This is a genomic window from Nocardiopsis sp. NPDC058789 (genome assembly GCF_042745575.1).
GTDB lineage: Bacteria > Actinomycetota > Actinomycetes > Streptosporangiales > Streptosporangiaceae > Nocardiopsis > Nocardiopsis eucommiae.
This window is the reverse complement of the sequence record NZ_JBHYOW010000012.1, coordinates 19,673-39,929: the sequence shown is the minus strand read 5'-3', so window position 1 is coordinate 39,929 and position 20,257 is coordinate 19,673. Positions and strand designations below refer to the sequence as shown.

The 20,257-nt window shown below is 71.0% G+C and carries 18 protein-coding genes; 3 read left to right on the top strand and 15 right to left on the bottom strand.

Features of this window, described 5'->3' with window-relative positions; all coding sequences use genetic code 11:
* Positions 1-90 precede the first annotated feature (90 nt).
* The 3 genes from ACFW3L_RS18760 to ACFW3L_RS18750 form a co-directional block, all read right to left on the bottom strand.
* Entirely contained in the window at positions 91-2,382 is a 2,292-nt protein-coding gene (locus ACFW3L_RS18760; protein WP_378742144.1) for a TRAP transporter permease, read from the bottom strand.
* A 99-nt stretch (positions 2,383-2,481) separates the two neighbouring features.
* Entirely contained in the window at positions 2,482-3,057 is a 576-nt protein-coding gene (locus ACFW3L_RS18755) for a DUF1850 domain-containing protein (protein WP_378742142.1), read from the bottom strand.
* A gap of 13 nt (positions 3,058-3,070) precedes the next feature.
* A complete protein-coding gene (locus tag ACFW3L_RS18750; RefSeq protein WP_378742140.1) occupies positions 3,071-4,144 on the bottom strand; it encodes a TAXI family TRAP transporter solute-binding subunit in 1,074 nt (357 codons plus the stop codon).
* 237 nt (positions 4,145-4,381) lie between these two features.
* Here ACFW3L_RS18750 and ACFW3L_RS18745 point away from each other — a divergent pair, with 237 nt between their 5' ends.
* A complete protein-coding gene (locus tag ACFW3L_RS18745; protein ID WP_378742137.1) occupies positions 4,382-5,446 on the top strand; it encodes a TAXI family TRAP transporter solute-binding subunit in 1,065 nt (354 codons plus the stop codon).
* Positions 5,447-5,534: 88 nt separating this feature from the next.
* Here ACFW3L_RS18745 and ACFW3L_RS18740 read toward each other — a convergent pair whose 3' ends face one another.
* On the bottom strand, positions 5,535-6,443 hold the full coding sequence (locus ACFW3L_RS18740; protein WP_378742135.1) for an alpha/beta hydrolase family protein: 909 nt from the start codon (positions 6,441-6,443) through the stop codon (positions 5,535-5,537).
* A 101-nt stretch (positions 6,444-6,544) separates the two neighbouring features.
* Here ACFW3L_RS18740 and ACFW3L_RS18735 point away from each other — a divergent pair, with 101 nt between their 5' ends.
* On the top strand, positions 6,545-7,114 hold the full coding sequence (locus tag ACFW3L_RS18735) for a TetR/AcrR family transcriptional regulator (RefSeq protein ID WP_378742133.1): 570 nt from the start codon (positions 6,545-6,547) through the stop codon (positions 7,112-7,114).
* Positions 7,115-7,264: 150 nt separating this feature from the next.
* Here the strand turns inward: ACFW3L_RS18735 and ACFW3L_RS18730 are convergent, their stop codons facing one another.
* From ACFW3L_RS18730 to ACFW3L_RS18695, 8 genes are all read right to left on the bottom strand, one after another.
* Positions 7,265-8,740, bottom strand: coding sequence for a sensor histidine kinase (locus tag ACFW3L_RS18730; RefSeq protein ID WP_378742131.1), 1,476 nt, complete (start codon positions 8,738-8,740; stop codon positions 7,265-7,267).
* A 67-nt stretch (positions 8,741-8,807) separates the two neighbouring features.
* Entirely contained in the window at positions 8,808-9,512 is a 705-nt protein-coding gene (locus ACFW3L_RS18725; protein ID WP_378742128.1) for a response regulator transcription factor, read from the bottom strand.
* 147 nt (positions 9,513-9,659) lie between these two features.
* The gene (locus ACFW3L_RS18720) at positions 9,660-11,393 is read right to left on the bottom strand and encodes a glycerol-3-phosphate dehydrogenase/oxidase (protein ID WP_378742126.1); all 1,734 of its coding nucleotides are present in this window, start codon (positions 11,391-11,393) and stop codon (positions 9,660-9,662) included.
* Positions 11,394-11,544: 151 nt separating this feature from the next.
* Entirely contained in the window at positions 11,545-12,519 is a 975-nt protein-coding gene (locus ACFW3L_RS18715) for a lytic transglycosylase domain-containing protein (protein ID WP_378742124.1), read from the bottom strand.
* 181 nt (positions 12,520-12,700) lie between these two features.
* A complete protein-coding gene (locus ACFW3L_RS18710; RefSeq protein WP_378742451.1) occupies positions 12,701-13,807 on the bottom strand; it encodes a GuaB3 family IMP dehydrogenase-related protein in 1,107 nt (368 codons plus the stop codon).
* A gap of 120 nt (positions 13,808-13,927) precedes the next feature.
* Entirely contained in the window at positions 13,928-15,418 is a 1,491-nt protein-coding gene (gene guaB, locus ACFW3L_RS18705) for an IMP dehydrogenase (RefSeq protein WP_378742122.1), read from the bottom strand.
* 187 nt (positions 15,419-15,605) lie between these two features.
* Positions 15,606-15,935 carry a branched-chain amino acid transporter permease gene (locus tag ACFW3L_RS18700; RefSeq protein WP_378742120.1) on the bottom strand — a complete coding sequence of 110 codons (330 nt, stop codon included), beginning with the start codon at positions 15,933-15,935 and terminating at the stop codon, positions 15,606-15,608.
* On the bottom strand, positions 15,928-16,620 hold the full coding sequence (locus ACFW3L_RS18695; RefSeq protein ID WP_378742118.1) for an AzlC family ABC transporter permease: 693 nt from the start codon (positions 16,618-16,620) through the stop codon (positions 15,928-15,930). The genes ACFW3L_RS18700 and ACFW3L_RS18695 overlap by 8 nt, the downstream gene beginning before the upstream one ends.
* 62 nt (positions 16,621-16,682) lie before the next feature.
* Between ACFW3L_RS18695 and ACFW3L_RS18690 the strand changes: the two genes are divergently transcribed.
* Entirely contained in the window at positions 16,683-17,141 is a 459-nt protein-coding gene (locus tag ACFW3L_RS18690) for an Lrp/AsnC family transcriptional regulator (RefSeq protein ID WP_378742116.1), read from the top strand.
* Between the two features lie 127 nt (positions 17,142-17,268).
* Here the strand turns inward: ACFW3L_RS18690 and ACFW3L_RS18685 are convergent, their stop codons facing one another.
* The 3 genes from ACFW3L_RS18685 to groES all read right to left on the bottom strand — a co-directional run bounded on the left by ACFW3L_RS18685 (position 17,269) and on the right by groES (position 20,131).
* A complete protein-coding gene (locus tag ACFW3L_RS18685) occupies positions 17,269-17,919 on the bottom strand; it encodes a sigma-70 family RNA polymerase sigma factor (RefSeq protein WP_378742114.1) in 651 nt (216 codons plus the stop codon).
* A gap of 195 nt (positions 17,920-18,114) precedes the next feature.
* The gene (groL, locus tag ACFW3L_RS18680) at positions 18,115-19,719 is read right to left on the bottom strand and encodes a chaperonin GroEL (protein WP_378742112.1); all 1,605 of its coding nucleotides are present in this window, start codon (positions 19,717-19,719) and stop codon (positions 18,115-18,117) included.
* Positions 19,720-19,822: 103 nt separating this feature from the next.
* Positions 19,823-20,131, bottom strand: a complete 309-nt coding sequence (groES, locus tag ACFW3L_RS18675; protein WP_017543880.1) for a co-chaperone GroES — start codon at positions 20,129-20,131, stop codon at positions 19,823-19,825.
* Positions 20,132-20,257 lie beyond the last annotated feature (126 nt).

The following is a 20,257-nucleotide window of genomic DNA, read 5'->3' as shown; positions in this document are numbered from 1 at the left end:
GCGAGGTTAGGACATGCGGAGGGGAACACGGACGGGGCGCGGTGGCGGGTGCCACCGCGCCCCGTCAGGGGAACCGGAGTACGCCGACCGCTAGGCCTTCGTGGACTCCGTGGTCTCCGCGGCCTCGGCGTCCTTCGAGGACTCGACGTCCTTCGAGGACTCCTCGGGCGCGGTCCCGACGGTCTGCCCGGCCTTCGGCTGCTCCTGTCCGAGCGGGGCGACCAGGCCCTTCGCCTTGTCACGGCGGTGGTTGACCACCTGGAGGGTGATGAGCACGATGCCCGCGACGGTACCGGCGCCGATGAACCAGTCCGGCGAGACCTGGACGGACAGCAGCGACTCGGTCCACCCGCTCCACTCGGGGGCGATCAGGACCAGGGCGGCGGAGAGTCCCAGCGCGATGCGCTCACCCAGCAGGGTGCGGCGCAGGAAGAAGCCCTCGATCGCCATGGCACCGGCCGCCAACGCGACCGATCCGGTGGCGATCGCCATCACCAGGTCGATGACCGGACCGTCCACCTCCATGAGCGCCGAGTAGGCCATGAGCAGCGGGATCAGGTACAGACCCTTGGCGAACTTCCACGAGGACACGCCCGAGCGCATCGGACTGGAGTTCGCGATGCCCGCCGCCGCGAAGGCCGCGAAGGCCACCGGCGGGGTGACGTTGGAGTCCTGGCTGAGCCAGTACACGATCATGTGCGCGACGATCAGCGCCAGGCCGAGCTGCTCCAGCGCCGGACCGGCCAGGATCACCAGCACCACGTAGGACGCGGTCACCGGCAGGCCGATGCCCAGGATCAGGGAGGCCAGGGCCACCATCACCAGGGTCATGAAGAGGTTGCCCGCGAAGGCGTTGACCAGGACGTCGGAGAAGACCAGGCCCAGGCCGGTGAGGCCGACCATGCCGACGATGATGCCCGCCACGGCGCACGCCACGGAGACCGGCAGGGTGCTGCGGGCCGCCATCACGAACACCTCCAGGAAGTCCTTGAGGCTGAGGCGGCTGCTCGCGCGCAGCATGGCCACCACGAGCAGGGCGCCGCAGGCGGCCAGGCCGGCCTGCGTCGGCGGCACGTAGTTGAGCAGCAGGACGATCAGCAGGACCAGCGGGGCCATGAAGTGCCAGCCCGCCCGCATCACGATGGCGAAGGTGGGGATCTCGTCCCCCTCCATCGGCCGGATGTTGTTCTTGCGGGCGAGGATGTCCACGAACAGGAACATCAGGGCGAAGTACATGATCGCGGGGATGATCGCGACCTTGACGATGTCGGCGTAGGGGATGCCCAGCCGCTCCGCCATGAGGAACGCGCCCGCGCCCATGATGGGCGGCAGGACCTGGCCGCCGGTGGAGGCGGCGGCCTCCACACCGGCCGCGTCGTGCTTCTTGTAGCCGACCTTCTTCATCAGCGGGATGGTGAAGGGGCCGGTGGTGACCACGTTGGCGATGGCGCTGCCGGAGACCGAACCCATCAGGGCGCTGCCGAGCACCGCGCCCTTGGCCGGGCCGCCCACCATGCGTCCGGTGAGGACGTAGGCCAGGCCGACGAAGAAGTTGCCGCCGCCGGTCTTGGACAGCAGCGCGCCGAAGAGGATGAAGACGAACACGAACGTGACGACGACCCCGAGTGTGAGCCCGTAGATGCCGTCGTTGCCCAGGTAGGCGTGGGTGGAGATGCGCTGGATCGTGACGCCGGAGTGGCCGAAGTCGCCGGGGATCAGCGGGCCGACCCAGGCGTAGTAGATGAACGCCGCCACCAGCAGGACCATGATCAGGCCGACGGAGCGCCGGGTGGCCTCCAACAGGACCACGATGGCGACCAGACCCATGATCCAGTCCAGGTCGGTGTAGGCGCCCGCGCGGCGGGCGAGCTCCGCCTGGTACACGATCGGGTAGAAGCTGACCACGACGGTCGCGACGACCATGACGAGGTCGAGGACGGCCCCCGCCACGTACGCGACCGGGTTTCCCTCCACCGTGGACTTCTTGAACGGCGGCATGATGATGAAGACCATCAGCATGACCAGCATGAGGTGCATGAGCCGCTGCTGACGGGCGTCCAGACCGGAACGCAGGGCGATCCAGAGCTGGAAGGCGGTCAGGGCGATGCCCAGGAGCAGGATGATCCCGCCCATGGCGAGCCCGAACCGGCCCTCACCCCAGCGCTCGGCGGCGATCCGGCGCCAGAACGGCGGGGCGTCGTCCCCGAGCCCGTCGACGTCCGGCAGGGCGTCGGCGGAGGTCCCGGTCCTGCGGCCGCCCTTGCCGAAGCCGACCTCGGACGACTCCTCGGCGGCGGAGGTGGCGGTGTCGTCACGACCGTCCCGCTCGGTTTCCTCCGGCGTCGGGGGCGCGTCACCCCGCACCTGTGGTTTCTCAGCCATGTTCTTCCTCGGGTTCGACGGATGGACCGCGCGGTGCGTGAGAACACGGTGACCACGCGGCGGAGGGTGCTTCAGGCGGGGGGAGGACCTGAGGGACTGCTACTCGTCACAGACCGGCTGCGGTGAGCCGCCGATCAGCAGGACGAGGGTGGAGATCCGGGCGGGCTCGACGGCCACCCTGCGGGAGGTGAGGCACGGGGAGAGCCGTACCTCGGTGTCGGGAGTGCGCAGCCGGTGGTCCACGGAGGCCGTGCCCACACGGATCGCGAGCTCCGGACCGACGTGGCGGTTCATGTCCTCGATGACCCACCACTCGCCGTCGGCGCGGCCGGTTCCCTGACCGGGGATCTGGCCCATGCCCGCGCCGAACTGGCGCAGGCGGGTCGAGTCGGCGACCAGTTCGCCGTCACGGACCTCGATGTTCTCCTCGATCGGCAGGTGGTCGATCGAGTGCACGTAGGAGACGGTGAACTGCTCGCCCTCGGCCAGCGGCAGGTGGCCGAGGCGGTCGCCGTCCACGCTCAGGCGCAGCGCGGGCCACACGGGGAGGAGCGCGCCGACGAGCAGGGCCGCGCCGAGTCCGGCGCCGAGCCACAGGCCGGCGCGGCGGAGCGCGGAGATCCGCGGACGCCGGGGTTCGGCGTCCGCGGATCGTCCCACCGCGGTCGGTTCCATCGGTGTGTGCGACCTACTCTTCGTCGGTGTCCTCGGCGGCGCTGTCGCCCGCCTCGGTGCCCTCGGGGCGCAGGTCCTCGGGGATCTCGACGCCCTGCTCCTCGTAGAAGCGGATGGCGCCCGGGTGGACGGGGACCGGGCTGTTCTCGATCGTCTCCGGGACCAGGTACTCCTCGCCCGGGGCGTACACGCCGATCACCTGGTCGATGTTGTCGAACATCGCCTTGGTGATCTCGTAGGCCTGGTCCTCGTTGAAGGTGCCGGGCACGACCAGCGCGTTCCAGACGGCGATCGTCGACACGTCGTCGTCGATCCCCGGGTAGGTGCCGCCCTTGACGACGTGCTCGGTGTAGCCGCCGTAGCCGCTGACGATGGCGTCGCGCTCGTCGTCGCACATCTCGATGAGCGCGATGTCCTCGGTGGTGCCGAGCTCGGTGATGCCGGAGTGGCCCTCACCGACGACCCAGGAACCGGCGTCGAGCTGGTTGTTGGTCAGGGCGTTCGCGGTCTCCGCGTAGCCCAGCTGCTGGATCTCGACCTCGCTCGGGCCGATCTCCAGCGAGTCGAAGACCTGGTTGGTGGTGGCCTCGTTGCCGCTGCCGATGTCACCGACGGAGTAGCGGTTGCCGATGATGTCGTAGAAGCAGTCGAAGCCCTCGCGCTCCTTGATGCTCTGGAGCGTCACCGCGTGGAAGACGTTCGGGTACAGGACCGCGAGCGAGTACGTCTCGACGGGGTCGCCCTCGAAGTCACCGGTGCCGGTGAAGCCCTGGTCGGCGGCGTCACCCTGGACGATGGCCAGGTGGCTCTCGCCGGAGCCGAGGAGGCGGATGTTCTCGACGGAGGCGCCGGTGGCCTCGACGGAGGCGGACTGGCCCTCGAGGTTGTCACCGATGATGCCGCGCAGGGCGCCGCCGATGGGGTAGTACACACCGGTCGTGCCGCCGGTGACGATGCTGAGGTTGTTCTGGACTTCACCGCCACCGAGCTCGATGTCCTCGGCGGCCTGCTCGGCGGGCTGCGAGCAGGCGGCCAGCATGAGCACGCTGGCGGGGATGGCGACCAAAGACAGTGTGGAGCGTCGCATGGTTGTGGGGGTCCTCTCGAGGTGCTTCGTGCGTCAGGGGGCGCGGGAGAGTCGGGGGATACCCGCCTGCCGTGCCCGGAACCCGGGTCCGGCTCCGGCACGCGGGCCGCGGGACGCAGTCGTGGCCCCCGCCCCGCCGCCGCTGGCAACGTAACCGCCATCACGTCGAAACCCGCAGGACCCGAGAAGGTATTTGAGCCTCTTCTGAGGTTTCACACTCGTTGGTATCGTTCGCCCATGGCGTCGTCCGTCCCCCAGCCCCTCTGGAGCGTCACCCGGTTCACGGCCGCGTGCGCGGTCGTGGCGACGGTGCTCACCTGCGCGTCTCCCCTGCACCCGGCCCCGCTGCGGCTCTCCGTCGGAACCGGCGGCGCGGGCGGGGTCTACCACGTGTACGGCAGCGGACTGGCTGAGGTCACCGCCTCCCGGCAGGACACCTGGATCACCGCGTTGACGACCGCCGCGAGCGTGGAGAACAACCTGCTCGTCGCGGACGGCTCGCTGGACGTGGCGTTCACCCTCTCCGACGTGGCCGCGCTGGCCGTGGACGGCGAGGAGCCCTTCGAGGAGCCGCTGCCGATCTCCGCCATCGCCCGCCTGTATGACAACCACACGCACGTGGTGGTTCGCGCGGATTCCCCGGTGAACGCGATCGCTGATCTGGCCGGGGGGACGGTGTCGGTGGGTTCGGCCGGTTCGGGCACCGAGATGATGGCGGACCGGCTCCTGGACCTGTCCGGTCTGACAGCGGTGGCCGAGGGGAAGCGCCCCGGCGCGGCCGGTGAGGTGGAGCGGCTCCAGCTGTCCATAGGTGACTCGGCGCGGGCGCTGGAGGAGGGCCGGGTGGACGCGTTCTTCTGGTCCGGCGGGATACCGACCCAGGCGGTCGGGGACCTCGCGGAGCGGGTTCCGGTGCGCCTGCTGGACCTGGCCGACCAGGTCCCGGCCCTGACCGAGCGGTACGGGGAGTACTTCACGGAGCTGCCGGTCCCCGCCGGGACCTACGCGGACGTTCCGGCGGTGCGGACGATCGGGGTGCCGAGCCTGCTGGTGGTGAACTCCGCGATGCCCGACCACCAGGCCGAGGAGTTCACGCGGTTGCTCTTCGAGTTCCAGGCGGACCTGGTCGAGATCCACCCGGTGGCGCTGCACCTGCACCCGCGCTCGGCGATCTCGACCCTGCCGGTGCCCCTGCACTCGGGCGCGGTCGACTACTACCGGTCGGTCAAGTACGCCAACGACCGCCCGCCGCCCGAGGCCGCGGTGCCGTCCGAGGCCTCGACCCCGGTCCTCGGCCCCTGAGGCTCCGTCCCGGCCCTCGGACGTCCCACACGGAGACCACGCCGCCACCGCGTGCGCCCGGTCCGGGCGCCGCGGCGGGCCGTCGGGTTCACTTGCTGGTGATGTCCCACGTGCCGTCGCCTTCGGCCGCGTCGTTGAGCGCGGTCCAAGCGGCGTCGTCGAGCCTGAGGGCGTGGTGGAGGTAGGCCGAGACGACGTCGGCGACGAGGGCGACGCGGTCGGGGTCCTCGTCGGTGGTCTCCGCGACCGCCTCACCGGCGAGACCACCCAGGGTGTGCTCGCCCTCGGGGATGTCGAGCAGGCTCTTCGGGGCGGGGCTGAGGTGGTAGGCGTCCGTGAACCACTCCGGCCCCCGGGTGGAGAGCGGGGAATCGTCCCGGCCGCCCGCCACGACCAGGGTCGGAGCGGTCATCGTGGAGTAGTCCGGCCTCATGAACGGAAGGTGTTCGAGGGCGAACGGGGTGAGGGTGTCTCCCGTCCCTGTCGCGGCGATGAGCGCGCCGGCCGAGACTGCGGCATGGGAGAAGTCCTCCCCGGGGGTGCCGTCGACGTCGAGCACCCGCGCGCCGAGGAGCGCACCGGCGCTCTGGGCACCCCAGGAGTGGCCGACGACGGCGACGCGGTCCCGGTCGGCGCGGTCCTCCAGATCACCCGCCTGGCGAAGGAGGTCACCGAGACCGTCGACGACCGCGTGCAGGTCCGCGATCCGCACGCGCCAGATCGTGGGGAAGCGCGGGTCCTCCCAAGTGAGCTCGTTGCGGCGGGAGTCCGGGTGGGTGGGCTGCACGACGACGAATCCGGCGGCCGCCCACCGGTCGACGAGGGGCCCGTATCCGTCCATGGACCACGCGTTGCCGTGGGAGAACACGATGACGGGAAGGTCCCGGCCCGACACGGGAGCGGTGACCTTCACCCGGAGTTCGACGTCGCGGCCGGGCGCGGGGACGACGACGGGCTTGACCGCGACGACGCGCTGGTCGGAGTGGCGAGAGGGCATGGGTCACCTGTGCTTTCTTCCCGGGGCCGCTCTGCCATACTTTGGCGGAGCACCGTTCCGCCAATTTAGCGGAACACTGTTCCGCGAACAAGGGAGGGCCCGTGTCGGAACCCGTCGGAGTACGCCAGGCACAGGCGCGACGCACGCGCGACGCCGTGCTGGACGCCGCGGCGGCGGCCTTCGTGGACCAGGGCGTCCAGGCCCCCATCCGCGACATCGCCGCGCGCGCGGGCGTCGGCGTCGGCACGATCTACCGGAACTTCCCGACCCGGGCGGACCTGGTCACCGCCGTCTACCGGCACCAGATCGACACCTGCGCCGCGCTCGCGCCCCGACTCCTGGCGGAATCCGCCTCTCCGTTCACCGCCCTGACGCACTGGGTGGACGCGTTCGTGGATTTCCTGGTGACCAAGCACGGCCTCGGCGCCGCGCTGGGGTCCGGTGACCCGGGGATGGAGAACCTCCACGCCCTCATGCTCGACACCCTCCTCCCGGCCTGCGCCACGCTGCTCGACGCCTGCGTCGCCCACGACGAACTCGGCCCCGACATCGGCGCCTACACGCTCATGCGCGCCATCGGAAACCTCTGCATCACCGGCCCCGACTACGACCAGGCCGACGCCAAGCGCATGGTCGCGATCCTCCTCCGGGGGTGCCGTCGCGAGGAGTGACGGAGTGCGACGCGCCGATCCCCGGCCACCGCGCCGCCCCGGGTCGTCACCGCCGGAGACCAACGGCGCCGACGGCGCCAGGCGCTCGCCGGCCGGATCCCCCGGCGGACCGCGCCCGTCCGTCGCCCCGGATCCCTCTCGGAACACCGCTCAGGCGCTCTCCGGGGCCCCCACGGACTCGGACTCGGCGTCGGCCCCGTCCTCGGCGTGTGCGGCCAGGCGGAACCGCAGGCGGGCGTCGATCCCGTGCGGCTCCCGGGAGGACAGGGACAGGCTCGCCCCCTGAAGCTCCAGGAGCGTGACCACGATGGACAGCCCCAGCCCGGATCCCCCTCCCCCACCGCCGTCACGCCAGAACGCCCGTGTGGCCTGGTCGAGCTGGTCGTCGGGGAGCCCCGGACCGTCGTCCACCACGTGCACGTCCAGGTGCCCGCCGTCGCCCTCCCCCACCGGCGCGCCCACGTGGACGGTGATCCACACCCCCGCGCCGCCGAACTTGAGCGCGTTGTCGATGAGGGCGTCGAGGGCCTGGTCCAGTGTCCCCTCCACGCACCGCACCAGGGCGGACTCCTCACCCGAGCACGTCAGCACGGCACCCGCGCGGTCGGCGATGGGGCCCCACGCGGCCACCCTCAGCTCCGCCACCTCCCTGGCGTCCTCCCACACCATGGAGTGCTCGGCGTCCTCGGCCTGCGCCAGGGTGAGCAGGCTGTCGCAGATCCGGGTGAGCCGGTCCACCTCGTCCAGTGCCAGCCCGTGCTCCCGCAGCCCCTCGTCGCCCAGGTGCCGGGCCAGTCCCCCCACCCGCAGGCGCAACGCCGCCAAAGGATTGCGCACCTGGTGTCCCGCGTAGGCCACGAAGGTGCGCTGGCTCTCCAGCATGGAGGTGATGGTGTCGGCCATCTGGTTGAAGGACTCCCCCAGCCTGCGGAGCTCCTCGGGCCCGGCCGCCGTCCGCACCCGCGTGTCCAGGCTGCCCCCGCTCACGGCCCGGGTGGCCTGGGCCAGGTCGTCGATGGGCCGCAGGATCCACCGGGTGAGCGGACCGGCCACGGCGATGCCCGCCACCATCAGGGCGGTCACCACCAGCCACGCCACGACCCACTGTCCGAGGGTGGCGCGGCGCAGCGCTCCGGTCGGTGAGGCGGTGACGGCCGCCCCGACCACCTCACCCGAGCTGCCGATGGGCTCCGCGACCACCAGTGGCCCGTCCTGCCACGGCCAGACCACGCTGTCCGCCGCCCTGCGGTTGCCCGCCAGCGCGCCGCGCACCGGCCCCGTCAGCGGCTCCTCGCTGTCGGACCGGCCCTGGGGATCCAGGTCCTCCAGGGTGAGGCCGGGCCGTGAGGCGGCCACCACCCGACCGTCCCGGTCCACCACGACGGCGGTGATCCCGTACACCTGCTCGTAGACCGTGAGCTCGCTGACCAGACCGGACAGGGCCCCCTCCGACCCCGACAGCACCCCGGGCTCGGCCAGTCCGGCGAACCGGGCGGTGTCGTTGATCCGGTCGAGGACCATGTCGGAGGTGCCCCGGGCGGCGATGTTCCCGCACAGGGGGAAGGCCAGCGCCAGGCAGGCGACCACCAGCAGGGAGACGTAGACGGTGACCACACGCCGGTGCATCAACGTGCCCCTCTCGCGCGCGGGACCCCCGTGACGCGAGGCCCCGACCCGCGCCAGAGCCGCCCCCTCACCGGGAGGCCGGGGCCGCGGTGGCCCCGGCGGCCGTGTACTCGCTGGTCACGAGCTGGTAGCCGACCCCGCGCACCGTCCGGATCAACCCGGGCGAACCCAGCTTCGACCGGAGCGTGCCGATGTGCACTTCGAGGGTGCGCAGGGTGCCCGGCCAGGCGGTCTGCCAGACCCGGAGCAGGAGGTGCTCCCGGGAGACCACCCCGCCCGACTCCCTCAACAGGACGACGAGGAGGTCGAACTCCTTCCGGGTCAGCTCCACGGGGCGGCCGGAACACTCGACGGTGCGGGTGGACAGGTCCACCCGCAGCGGCCCGGTCTCCAGGACCGTGCCGACCCGACCGCCGGTACGGCGCAGGACCGCCTCCATCCGGGCGCACAGCTCCTCTATGGCCAACGGCTTCACCACGTAGTCGTCCGCGCCGGAGCGCAGTCCGAGGATCCGTTCGCGCTGCTGTCGGCGGGCGGTGACCATGATGATCGCGGTGTCCCCGAAGTCCGGCCGCTCACGGATGCGCTGGCACAGTTCCACTCCGTCCATGTCGGGCAGGCCGAGGTCGAGCAGGACGATGTCCGCGGGGGGCGCGCTCAGGGCGCCCCCCGCGGTCCTCACCTGGTCGACCTCGTAGCCGTACGTCTCCAGCGCGCCGGCGAGGGCGTCGGCGAGGCGCACGTCGTCCTCTACTAGCAGCACCTTGATCATGGGGCGGGGGTCCTTCGGCGGGTGAACGCGACAGGGGGTGACTCCACGCACCCTAACCCCACGATGTGCCACAAACCACAACGGCCGGATCAGTGATCAGCAACAATACGAACCCGACCGAGGGGCTCCGCACCCCGGGGACACCCCTCAGGAACGCCCTCCGGGCCTGCCCACGTGGATGTCCGGCACGATCTCCGGAGCACCGTGCTGGACCGCGTCGGCCTCCTGGTCCGTGTCCTGTTCCTGTGCGGCGCGCTCGGCCTCGATGCCCTTGCGGTAGTACTCCACCTCGCGCTCGACCTGTTCCCTGGTCCAGCCGAGCGGCTCCGCCATGAGCGCGGCGGCGGACTCGGCGGCAGCGATGCCCCGGTCCCAGGTCTCGAAGGTGATCCGGGTGCGCCGGGACAGGACGTCCTCCAGGTGGCGGGCGCCCTCGGCCTCCACCGCGTAGACGACCTCGGCCCGCAGGTAGTCCTCACCGCCCTTCAGCGGCTCCCGCAGGTCCGGCCGCTCCCGGATCAGGTCGAGGACGTCGTGCACCCCGGAACCGTACCGGCGCAACAGGTGCGAGATCCGGGAGACGTGCAGTCCGGAGTCGCGGGCCAGCCGGTGCCGCTGGTTGTACAGGGCCGCGTAACCGTCCGCGCCCACCAGCGGCAGCTTGTCGGTGACCGAGGCGGGGACCGCGCCACCCAGCCCGTGCGCGACCGCGTCCACCGCGTCCTTGGCCATGACCCGGTAGGTGGTGTACTTGCCGCCCGCGATGAGGACGAGCCCCGGCACGGGGTGCGCGACCGTGTGTTCACGGGAGAGCTTCGAGGTCTCCTCGGACTCCCCCGACAGCAGCGGCCGCAGCCCCGCGTAGACGCCCTCGACGTCGTCGCGGCCCAGGGGCGTGCGCAGCACCTGGTTGACGTGGTCCAGGACGTAGTCGATGTCGGCCCGCGACGCCGCCGGGTTCTCCTTGTCCAGGTCCCAGGGGGTGTCGGTGGTCCCGATGATCCAGTGGCGGCCCCAGGGGATCACGAAGAGCACGCTCTTCTCCGTCTGGAGGATCATCCCGGACGAGGCCTGGATGCGGTCCCGGGGCACCACGAGGTGCACGCCCTTGGACGCGCTCACGTGGATCTGGCCGCGACCGCCCACCATCTCCTGGATGTCGTCGGTCCACACACCGGCGGCGTTCACCACCTGTCGCGCGCGGATCTGCTTCTTCTCGCCGGTCTCCAGGTCGGCGGCGGTCGCACCGACCACGTGCTCGCCCTCGCGCAGGAACTCGACGGCCTGGACCCGCGAGGCGATCCGCGCCCCGAGTCCGGCGGCGGTGCGCAGGACGGTGGTGACGAACCGGGCGTCGTCCACCTGGCAGTCCCAGTACTGGACCGCCCCGGCCAGGGCGCCGCGCTTGAGCGCGGGGAAGACCCGGAGCGCGCCGGACCTGGTCAGGTGCCGGTGCGAGGGCAGCCCCCGGTTGTTGCGCGAGGTCATCGCCAGGGTGTCGTACAGGGTGACGCCCGCGCCGATGTAGAACCGCTCCCAGTGGTGCTGGAACGGGAAGAGGAACGGCACCGGGCGGACCAGGTGCGGTGCGATGGTCGTGAGCAGGAGACCGCGCTCGTGCAGGGCCTCGCGGACCAGCTCGAAGTCGAGTTGTTCCAGGTAGCGGAGGCCGCCGTGGATGAGCTTGCTGGACCTGCTGGACGTCCCGGAGGCGAAGTCCCGCGCCTCGATCAGACCCGTGGAGAGCCCGCGCGAGACCGCGTCCAGCGCGATGCCCGCGCCCACGATCCCGCCGCCCACCACGAGGACGTCGAGCTCCTCGTCGGCCATCGACGCGAGCGCCTCGGTGCGCCCCTTCGGCCCCAACCAGGTGGTCGCCATGGATGGTCCTCCCTTTCGATCGGTGTCCCACCAAGGCGCATACCCGGAGTGGTGGGGCCCCAGGCTAACCGGAGGCCGTCAGGGACGTGGGTTGCCACACCCCATACCGCCGGATTACCTCCGGGACCGGTCCGAACGGTCCGAACGGGACTCAGGCGGCGTCGGCGTAGGCGTGCGCGTAGGCCAGGACGTCGCTGACGTAGGCGGAGGAGCGGTTGTACTCCAGGACCGCCGACTCCCAGTCCTGCGCGGAGGTGAGGTCGCGTCCCTCGTCGCACAGGTAGCGGGCGGAGGCCAGGGCGGCGTCGTCGATGTTGTGCGGGTCGGGGGTACCGCCCTCCAGCGACTCGCCCCACCGGGCCCAGGTGCTGGGGATGAACTGCATGGGGCCGATCGCCCGGTCCCACTCGGTGTCGCCGTCCAGCTCACCGCCGTCGGTGTCGGGGATGGCCTGCGTGTTGTTGGTGCCGTCCAGCGGGATGCCGATGATGTCGACGGTGGTGTTGCCGTCCGGGCCGAGCTCACCGCCCGCGTAGGTGCCGTGGCGGGACTCCACGTAGCCGATGCCCGCCAGCGTGGGCCAGGACAGCTGGCACGAGGACTGGTCGGCGTCGAGCACCAGCTGGGCGCTGGCGTATCCCTCCATGGCCCTGCGCGGGATGCCGGTGTTCGCGGAGACCTCGTCCAGCCACTCGTCGCTGGGACGCAGCACCTCGGCCGGGCCGGACCGCTCGTCCGCGCCGACGGCGGACTCGTCCGGGTCGCCGTTCTCCCGGGCGGTCACCCCGGTCTGGGCGGGTGGCCCGGTGAGCTGGTCGTGCGGAGGGGTCTCGATGGTGCCGATCTCCGGGGTGGCGTCGGCGGCCGGCGCCTCCCAGTCGTTGAGGGCACTGGACACGCGGCCGACCAGGACCACGACGCCCGCCGTCACCAGCAGGCAGACGACCAGTGCGAGGCTGACCGCGACCGCCGGTCCGCGTCGGCGGCGCCGACGGTGGCCCCGGGCGCGGCGCGCCTCGGCGGCGCCGGACTCGCGCCGGGCCTCGGCGGAGCGGGGCTCCTCCTGGGCGCGGGGCACCTCGGAGGGACCGGTCGCCCCGGGGGCACCGGACTCACTGTCACCCATGCGGTCCTCCAAGAGAAAGTCACCATCGGATCACGAGACTCAAAAACACGCACCATAGTGGCACACTGTGGCGGTTCGGACGCACCCCCCTCGGACGACGCGGGGGGCGCCCCGGTTCTCCGGGACGCCCCCTCACACTCGCGTCTGGTCCGACCTGCGGGAGGAACCCCGCCGTCACTCCCTAACGGTGCGGGTTCACCACGACCTCGACCCGCTGGAACTCCTTGAGGTCGGTGTAGCCCGAGGTGGCCATGGTCCGACGCAGCGCGCCCATGAGGTTCATGGAACCGTCGCTGGTGGAGGCCGGGCCGTGCAGGATCGACCTGAGGTCACCGATGGTGCCCACCTCGACCCGCTCGCCGCGCGGCAGTTCGTTGTGGTGCGCCTCGCTGCCCCAGTGGTAGCCGCCGCCGGGCGCCTCGGTGGCGCGGGCCAGCGGGGACCCCACCATGACGGCGTCGGCGCCGCAGGCCAGGGCCTTGGCGATGTCACCGCTGCCGGTCATGCCGCCGTCCGCGATGACGTGCACGTAGCGGCCGCCGGACTCGTCGAGGTAGTCGCGGCGGGCCGCGGCGACGTCACCGATGGCGCTGGCCATGGGGACGGCCACACCCAGCACGGAGCGGGTGGTGTGGCCGGAGCCGCCGCCGAACCCGACCAGCACACCGGCGGCACCGGTACGCATCAGGTGCAGGGCGGCGGTGTAGGTGGCGCAGCCGCCGACCACGACCGGCACGTCGAGGTCGTAGATGAACTGCTTGAGGTTGAGCGGCTCGGCGCGCCCGGAGACGTGCTCGGCCGACACCGTGGTGCCGCGGATCACGAAGATGTCGACCCCGGCGTCCACGACGGCCTTGTGGTACTGGGCGGTGCGCTGCGGCGACAGCCGGGCGGCCGTGACCAGGCCGGCGTCACGGATCTCCTCGATCCGGCGGCCGATCAGCTCCTCCTGGATCGGCGCCGCGTAGATCTCCTGGAGTCGCTTGGTCGCGGCGACGTCGTCGAGTTCGCGGATCTCCTGGAGCAGCGGCTCCGGGTCCTCGTAGCGGGTCCACAGACCCTCGAGGTCGAGGACGCCGAGACCGCCCTGCTCACCCACGGCCACGACGGTCTTGGGCGAGGCCACACTGTCCATGGGGCTGACGACCAGGGGCGTCTCGAACCGGTAGGCGTCGATCTGCCAGGCGATCGACACCTCCTCCGGGTCGCGGGTCCGTCGTGCGGGCACGATCCCGATCTCGTCGAGCTCGTAGGCGCGACGCCCGTTCTTGCCCAGCCCGATCTCCACCTGAGCCAACTGTTCGCTTCCCCTCTGACGTGCGGCGCCGGTCGGTCGACCAGCGCTTGACCGCGGACGCGAGTCTATCCGTCCGTGGTCGGACCGGATCCGGCGCCGTCCCCGCGCCGACTAGCGCGCGTTGTAGTTCGGCGCTTCCACGGTCATCTTGATGTCGTGCGGGTGGCTCTCGCGCAGCCCCGCGCTGGTGATGCGCATCAGCTGGCCGCGCTCGCGCAGCTCCGGCACGGTGCGGCTGCCCGCGTACCACATGGACTGGTGCAGGCCGCCGACCAGCTGGTGGGCCACCGCGGACAGCGGGCCGCGGAACGGCACCTGACCCTCGATGCCCTCGGGAACCAGCTTGTCCTCGGAGGACACGTCGGCCTGGGCGTAGCGGTCCTTGGAGAAGGAGCGGCCGCGCATGGCGCCGAGCGAACCCATGCCCCGGTAGGCCTTGAACTGCTTGCCGTTGATGAAGATGAGCTCGCCCGGGCTCTCCTCGACACCCGCGAGGAGGCTGCCGAGCATGACGGTGCTGGCACCGGCGACGATGGCCTTGGCGATCTCGCCGGAGTACTGGAGGCCGCCGTCCGCGATCAGCGGGACACCGGCGGGGCCGCAGGCCAGCCCGGCCTCCAGGATGGCGGTGAGCTGCGGGGCGCCCACACCGGCGACGACGCGGGTGGTGCAGATGGAGCCGGGGCCCACCCCGACCTTGACGGCGTCGGCCCCGGCGTCGATCAGCAGCTGGGCACCGGCGCGGGTGGCGACGTTGCCCGCGACGATGTCCGCGCGGGAGTTGGCCTTGAGCTTGGCGACCATGTCGGCGAGCCCGGAGGAGTGGCCGTGGGCGGTGTCGACCACGATGAAGTCGACCCCGGCGTCGATGAGCAGCTTGGCGCGCTCCTCGGCCTCGGTGCCCACACCAACCGCGCCACCGACGACCAGACGCCCGTTGGAGTCCTTGGTGGCGTTCGGGAACTGCTCGCTCTTGATGAAGTCCTTGACGGTGATGAGCCCGCGCAGGCGGTTCTGGCCGTCGACCAGGGGAAGCTTCTCGACCTTGTGCTCACGAAGGAGCTCGAAGGCGCGTTCGCGGCTGACGCCGACGGGGGCGGTGACCAGGTTCTCGGTGGTCATGACGTCGCGGACCAGCCGGGAGCGGTCGTCCTCGAAACGCATGTCGCGGTTGGTCACGATGCCCACCAGCGCGCCCTGGGCGTCGGTGACCGGGACACCGGAGATGCGGTAGTGGGCGCAGAGGCGCTCGACCTCCGCGAGGTCGTCCTCGGGGTGACAGGTGACCGGGTCGGTGACCATGCCCGCCTCGGAGCGCTTCACGAGGTCGATCTGGCCGGCCTGGTCCTCGGCGGAGAGGTTGCGGTGCAGCACCCCGGCGCCGCCCTGACGGGCCATCGCCACGGCCATGCGGGCCTCGGTGACGGTGTCCATCGCCGCGGAGAGCAGGGGGATGCTGAGGCTGATGTTGCGGGAGAGCTTCGTCGTGGTGTCCACCTCGCCCGGCTGGAGGTCCGAGTAGGCCGGTACCAGCAGGACGTCGTCGTAGGTCAGCCCCGGCGGAAGCAGCTTCCTCCCGTAGTCGCTGTGGTCCTGGCTCATGACACAACCTCCGCTGTTCCCGGCAACACCTGCGCGGATCGCCCCCGCGTGTCGTCTCATCCTAGGTCGTCGTCCGGCACCGCCCAGGTGGAATGCGGTGTTCGCCCGGTCACCTAGGTCACGAATCGGCCACCGCCCCGGGCCGGGTTCGCTGGTCGAGCCGCAGGCCCGGGGGCCGGTGACGGAGTCAGTGGGGGACGAGTGTGCTGGCCAGCACCACGTGGACGGCCGTGCCGCCCAGGATGCTCAGCAGGGCTTCGCGCCGCCACAGGTGCAGGCCGACGGTGACGGCCAGGGCGCCCAGCGGCACCAGGGACTGCGGTTGCGGCAGGGGCAGGTCGCTCAGGCAGTACACGACCAGGATCACCATGACCCCGGCGGGCATGCGGACGCTGAGGTGACCCATGGTCTCACTGGCGCGCAGCGGTGCCAGGGCGGCGAAGGGCGCCGCGCGCAGACTCCAGGTCACGGCTGCGGTGACCAGGACGGCGGCCACGGCGTAGTGGGTGTCAGACATGAGCGGGCTTCCTTCGGAGTACGAGCCGGTGAGCGAGCAGACCAGCCGTGAACAGGGAGAAGGCGACGAGGAGCATCTGGTCGGGGAAGAGGACCCACGCGGCCAGGGCACTCGCGAGCGCGAGCACCGGGGTGGACACCTCGCCCCTGAGGTCCCGCAGCGCGTCCAGGGCCAGCACCGTGAACAGTGCGGTGAGGGCGAAGTCCAGCCCCTGGACGCCCTCGGGAATGAGGCCGCCGAGCAGGGCTCCGACGGTCGCGCTCCCAGTCCAGTACAGGTGCATGAACAGCTGTGAGTACAGGACGCGCCGCCCCGTCCAGGCGCGGGCGCGCTCGGACGCGGTCAGGGCGTAGGCCTCGTCGGTGAGCGCGAACGTGGCGTAGGCCCTGCCCGCGCGACCCCTGATCCGGTCCAGGGGAAACGACAGGGCGTAGAAGACGTGGCGGAAGTTCACCATCAACGCGGCCGCGGCGATAGCGGTCAGCGGGGCGGCGGCGGTGACCATGCCGATCAGCAGGAACTCGAACGATCCGGCGTAGACGAGCGCGGCCGACACCCCGGCCCACCACCAGTCCAGGCCCGCCTGGACCACGAGCACTCCGAAGGCCAGACCGAGGGGGACGAGCGCCAGGCCCACCGGTGCGGAGTCGACGAAGGTCGACCGCAGGTCAGATTTCCTAGGCATGAGGACATTTTAGAAAAGATCGAGCCTTATATGGTTTCGTTCCTGAGCCCTAGAATGACCGGATGAGCAACGAACATGCACTCGATGGGGTCGACCGTGAAATCCTGTTCCAACTACGCCAGGACGGCCGGTTGTCCAACGTCGAGTTGGCGCGTCGGGTGGGGCTGACCCCGCCTCCCTGCCTGCGCCGGGTCAAGCGGCTGGAGGAGTCGGGGGTCATCACGGGGTACCGGGCCGTGGTGGACTCCGAGCGGCTGGGCCGGGGGCTGGAGGTGCTCCTCGACGTGGAGATCTACGCCCAGGACAGTGCGACCGTCCAGGAGTTCGAGGAGACCGTGGCGGCCTACGAGGAGATCGTGGAGTTCCGCCGGATGTACGGCCGCCCCGACTACTTCCTCCGGGTGAGGATCGCTGACCACGTCGCCTACGAGGCCTTCCTCACCAGCAGGCTGATGGGGCATCCCGCCGTGCTGAGAGTGGAGTCCCACCTGACCATGAAGACCCTCAAGAGCGACGACTGACCGTCTCGGGGGCCGTTCCGCGCGTCGTGGGGAACGGCCCCGGCGATCTCAGCGGGGGTAGCGGCAGTAGCCGCGCTGGCGGAGACGCGAGGGGCACCGGCGCCTTCCGGGGCGGGAGGCGCGGTGCTCAGGGGAGGACGCGGTTCGCCAGGGCCACCTTCCGAAGCCGAGCAATAGCTCGGTGCTGGGCAACCCGTACCGCGCCTGCCGACATGCCAAGGAGATGTCCCGTCTCGTCTGCTGTGAGTCCTGTGATCACCCGCATCACCAGCAGTGTGCGCTGCTGTTCGGGCAGTTCGTCGAGGAGGGCCCTGGCCCGCTGGGCCTCGGACACGCGGACCGCCGACTCCTCGGGGCCGGGACCGTCGTCCGGCTGTTCGGGCACGGTGTCGGTGGGGACCGTCTCCACCCGACCGGCCACGCGGAGGGTGTCCGCGACCTTGTGCGCGGCGATGCCGAACACGAACGAGGCGAAGGGCCTGCCCCGGTCCTGGTAACGGGGGACGGCCGTGAGCAGGGCGATACACACTTCCTGCGCGACGTCGTCCGAGTAGTGTGCCAGGCCCGCGACCCGCGCCAGGCGGGTCCGGCAGTACCGCACCACCATGGGTCTGACCTCGCGCAGGAGCGAGTCCATGGCCCCGTCGTCGCCCCGGACGGCGAGTGAGCCCAGATGGTTCAACCCCGTGTCACTCGGAGCGGGGTCCGCCTCCTCGTGCCCCGGGGGCGTACCTGGCCGCTGCGCGGTAACGCCCTCGCGGGCGCCTGCATCCGTCACGTTAGGAATGATGCCCGCAGTTGAGGACCCAACCACTCCAATCAGCAACTACAGAATGGTCACATTTTGGGAAAATAGCCCGAAAACGGTACGTAGTCGCGGGTGTGAAACGGGTCTCTCGTGGTAGTGGGCGGGGGTGGGACGACGGCGCGCCCCACCCCCGGACCGGGCCCTCACGGACACCGACCGACGTCCCTAGTGGGCGTGGCCGTGACCGTCGTCCGCGTCCTCCTCGGGCTTGTCCGCGACCAGCACCTCGGTGGTCAGCAGCATGCCAGCGATGGAAGCGGCGTTCTGGACGGCCGAGCGGGAGACCTTGACCGGGTCGAGGATGCCCTCGGCGGTCAGGTCGCCGTAGGTGCCGGTGGCGGCGTTGTAGCCGTGACCGACCTCCATCTCGGAGACGCGGTGGGTGACCACGTAGCCCTCGGCGCCCGCGTTCTCCGCGATCCACCGGGCGGGCTCGACCAGCGCGCGGCGGACGATCGCCGCACCCGTGGCCTCGTCGCCGGTCAGGCCGAGGTCGTCCAGAGCGGTGGAGGCGTGCACCAGGGAGGCGCCGCCACCGGCGACGATGCCCTCCTCGATGGCCGCGCGAGTCGCCGAGATGGCGTCCTCGAGACGGTGCTTCTTCTCCTTGAGCTCGACCTCGGTGGCCGCGCCGACGCTCAGCACGGACACGCCGCCCGCGAGCTTGGCCAGGCGCTCCTGGAGCTTCTCGCGGTCCCAGTCGGAGTCGCTCGCCTCGATCTCCTTGCGGATCTGGCGAACGCGGTCCTCCACCTCGGACTGCTCGCCGCCACCGTCGACGACGGTGGTGGTGTCCTTGGTGATGGTGATGCGGCGGGCCGAGCCCAGCACGGACAGGTCCGCGTTCTCCAGGGTCAGGCCGACCTCCTCGGAGATGACCTGGCCGCCGGTGAGCACGGCGATGTCCTGGAGCATGGCCTTGCGGCGCTCGCCGAAGCCGGGCGCCTTGACCGCGGCGACGTTGAGGGTGCCGCGCATGCGGTTGAGCACCAGGGCGCCCAGGGCGTCGCCCTCGACGTCCTCAGCGATGATCAGCAGCGGCTTTTTGCTCTGCACGACCTGCTCCAGCAGCGGGAGCAGCTCGTTCAGGTTGCCGATCTTGCCCTGGCTGATCAGGATCTGCGCGTCCTCGAGGACGGCCTCCTGACGGTCTCCGTCGGTGACGAAGTAGGGCGAGATGTAGCCCTTGTCGAACTGGAGGCCCTCGGTGAAGTCGAGCTCCAGACCGAAGGTCGGGGACTCCTCCACCGTGATGACGCCGTCCTTGCCGACCTTGTCGAAGGCCTCGGCGATGAGGTCGCCGATCTGGGCGTCCTGAGCGGAGTTGGTCGCCACGTAGGCGATGTCGGCGCGCTCCTTGATCGGCACGGCGCGCTCGAGCAGGATCTCGGAGACCCGGACGGCCGCGGCGTCGATGCCCTTCTTGAGGGACATCGGGGAGGCACCGGCGGCGACGCTGCGCAGGCCCTCGCGGACCAGCGCCTGAGCCAGAACGGTGGCGGTCGTGGTGCCGTCACCGGCGGCGTCGTTGGTCTTGGTGGCGACCTCCTTGACCAGCTGGGCGCCCAGGTTCTCGTAGGGCTCGTCCAGCTCGATCTCACGCGCGACGGTCACGCCGTCGTTCGTGATGGTGGGGGCACCGAACTTCTTGTCGATGACGACGTTGCGGCCGCGCGGGCCGAGCGTCACCTTGACGGCGTTGGCGAGGCGGTCCACGCCCCGCTCGAGGGCGCGGCGGGCGTCGTCCTCGAACTCCAGGATCTTCGGCATGTGTGAGTACTTCCTCTAACGGTTCGGGTCGAAAGAGAACATCCCGCCCCGCCCGGCTTCAGGGCCGACCGGTGCGGGATGTTCGAAGGCTCTGCGCCGAGAGCTACTTCTCGACGACCGCGAGGAGGTCGCGGGCGGAGAGAACCAGGTACTCCTGGCCGTCGTACTTGACCTCGGTGCCGCCGTACTTGCTGTAGAGGACGACGTCGCCGACGTTCACGTCGAGGGCGACGCGCTTGCCGTTGTCGTCAAGGCGACCGGGACCCACGGCCAGGATCTCGCCCTCCTGGGGCTTCTCCTTGGCGGTGTCCGGGATGACCAGACCGGAGGCGGTGGTCTGCTCAGCCTCCAGGGTCCTGACCACGACGCGGTCCTCGAGCGGCTTCAGCACGGTCTTGGTGGCGGTCGACACGGTGTGACCTCCCCCTTCAAAGTCTCGGTGTATCTGACGTCGGCCATGCGTGAGCACGAACCGACCACGTAAAAGGGGCGACCGCGGCGGCCTGTCGTCGCGGGTGCCAGACCGGCCTCGTCGCGT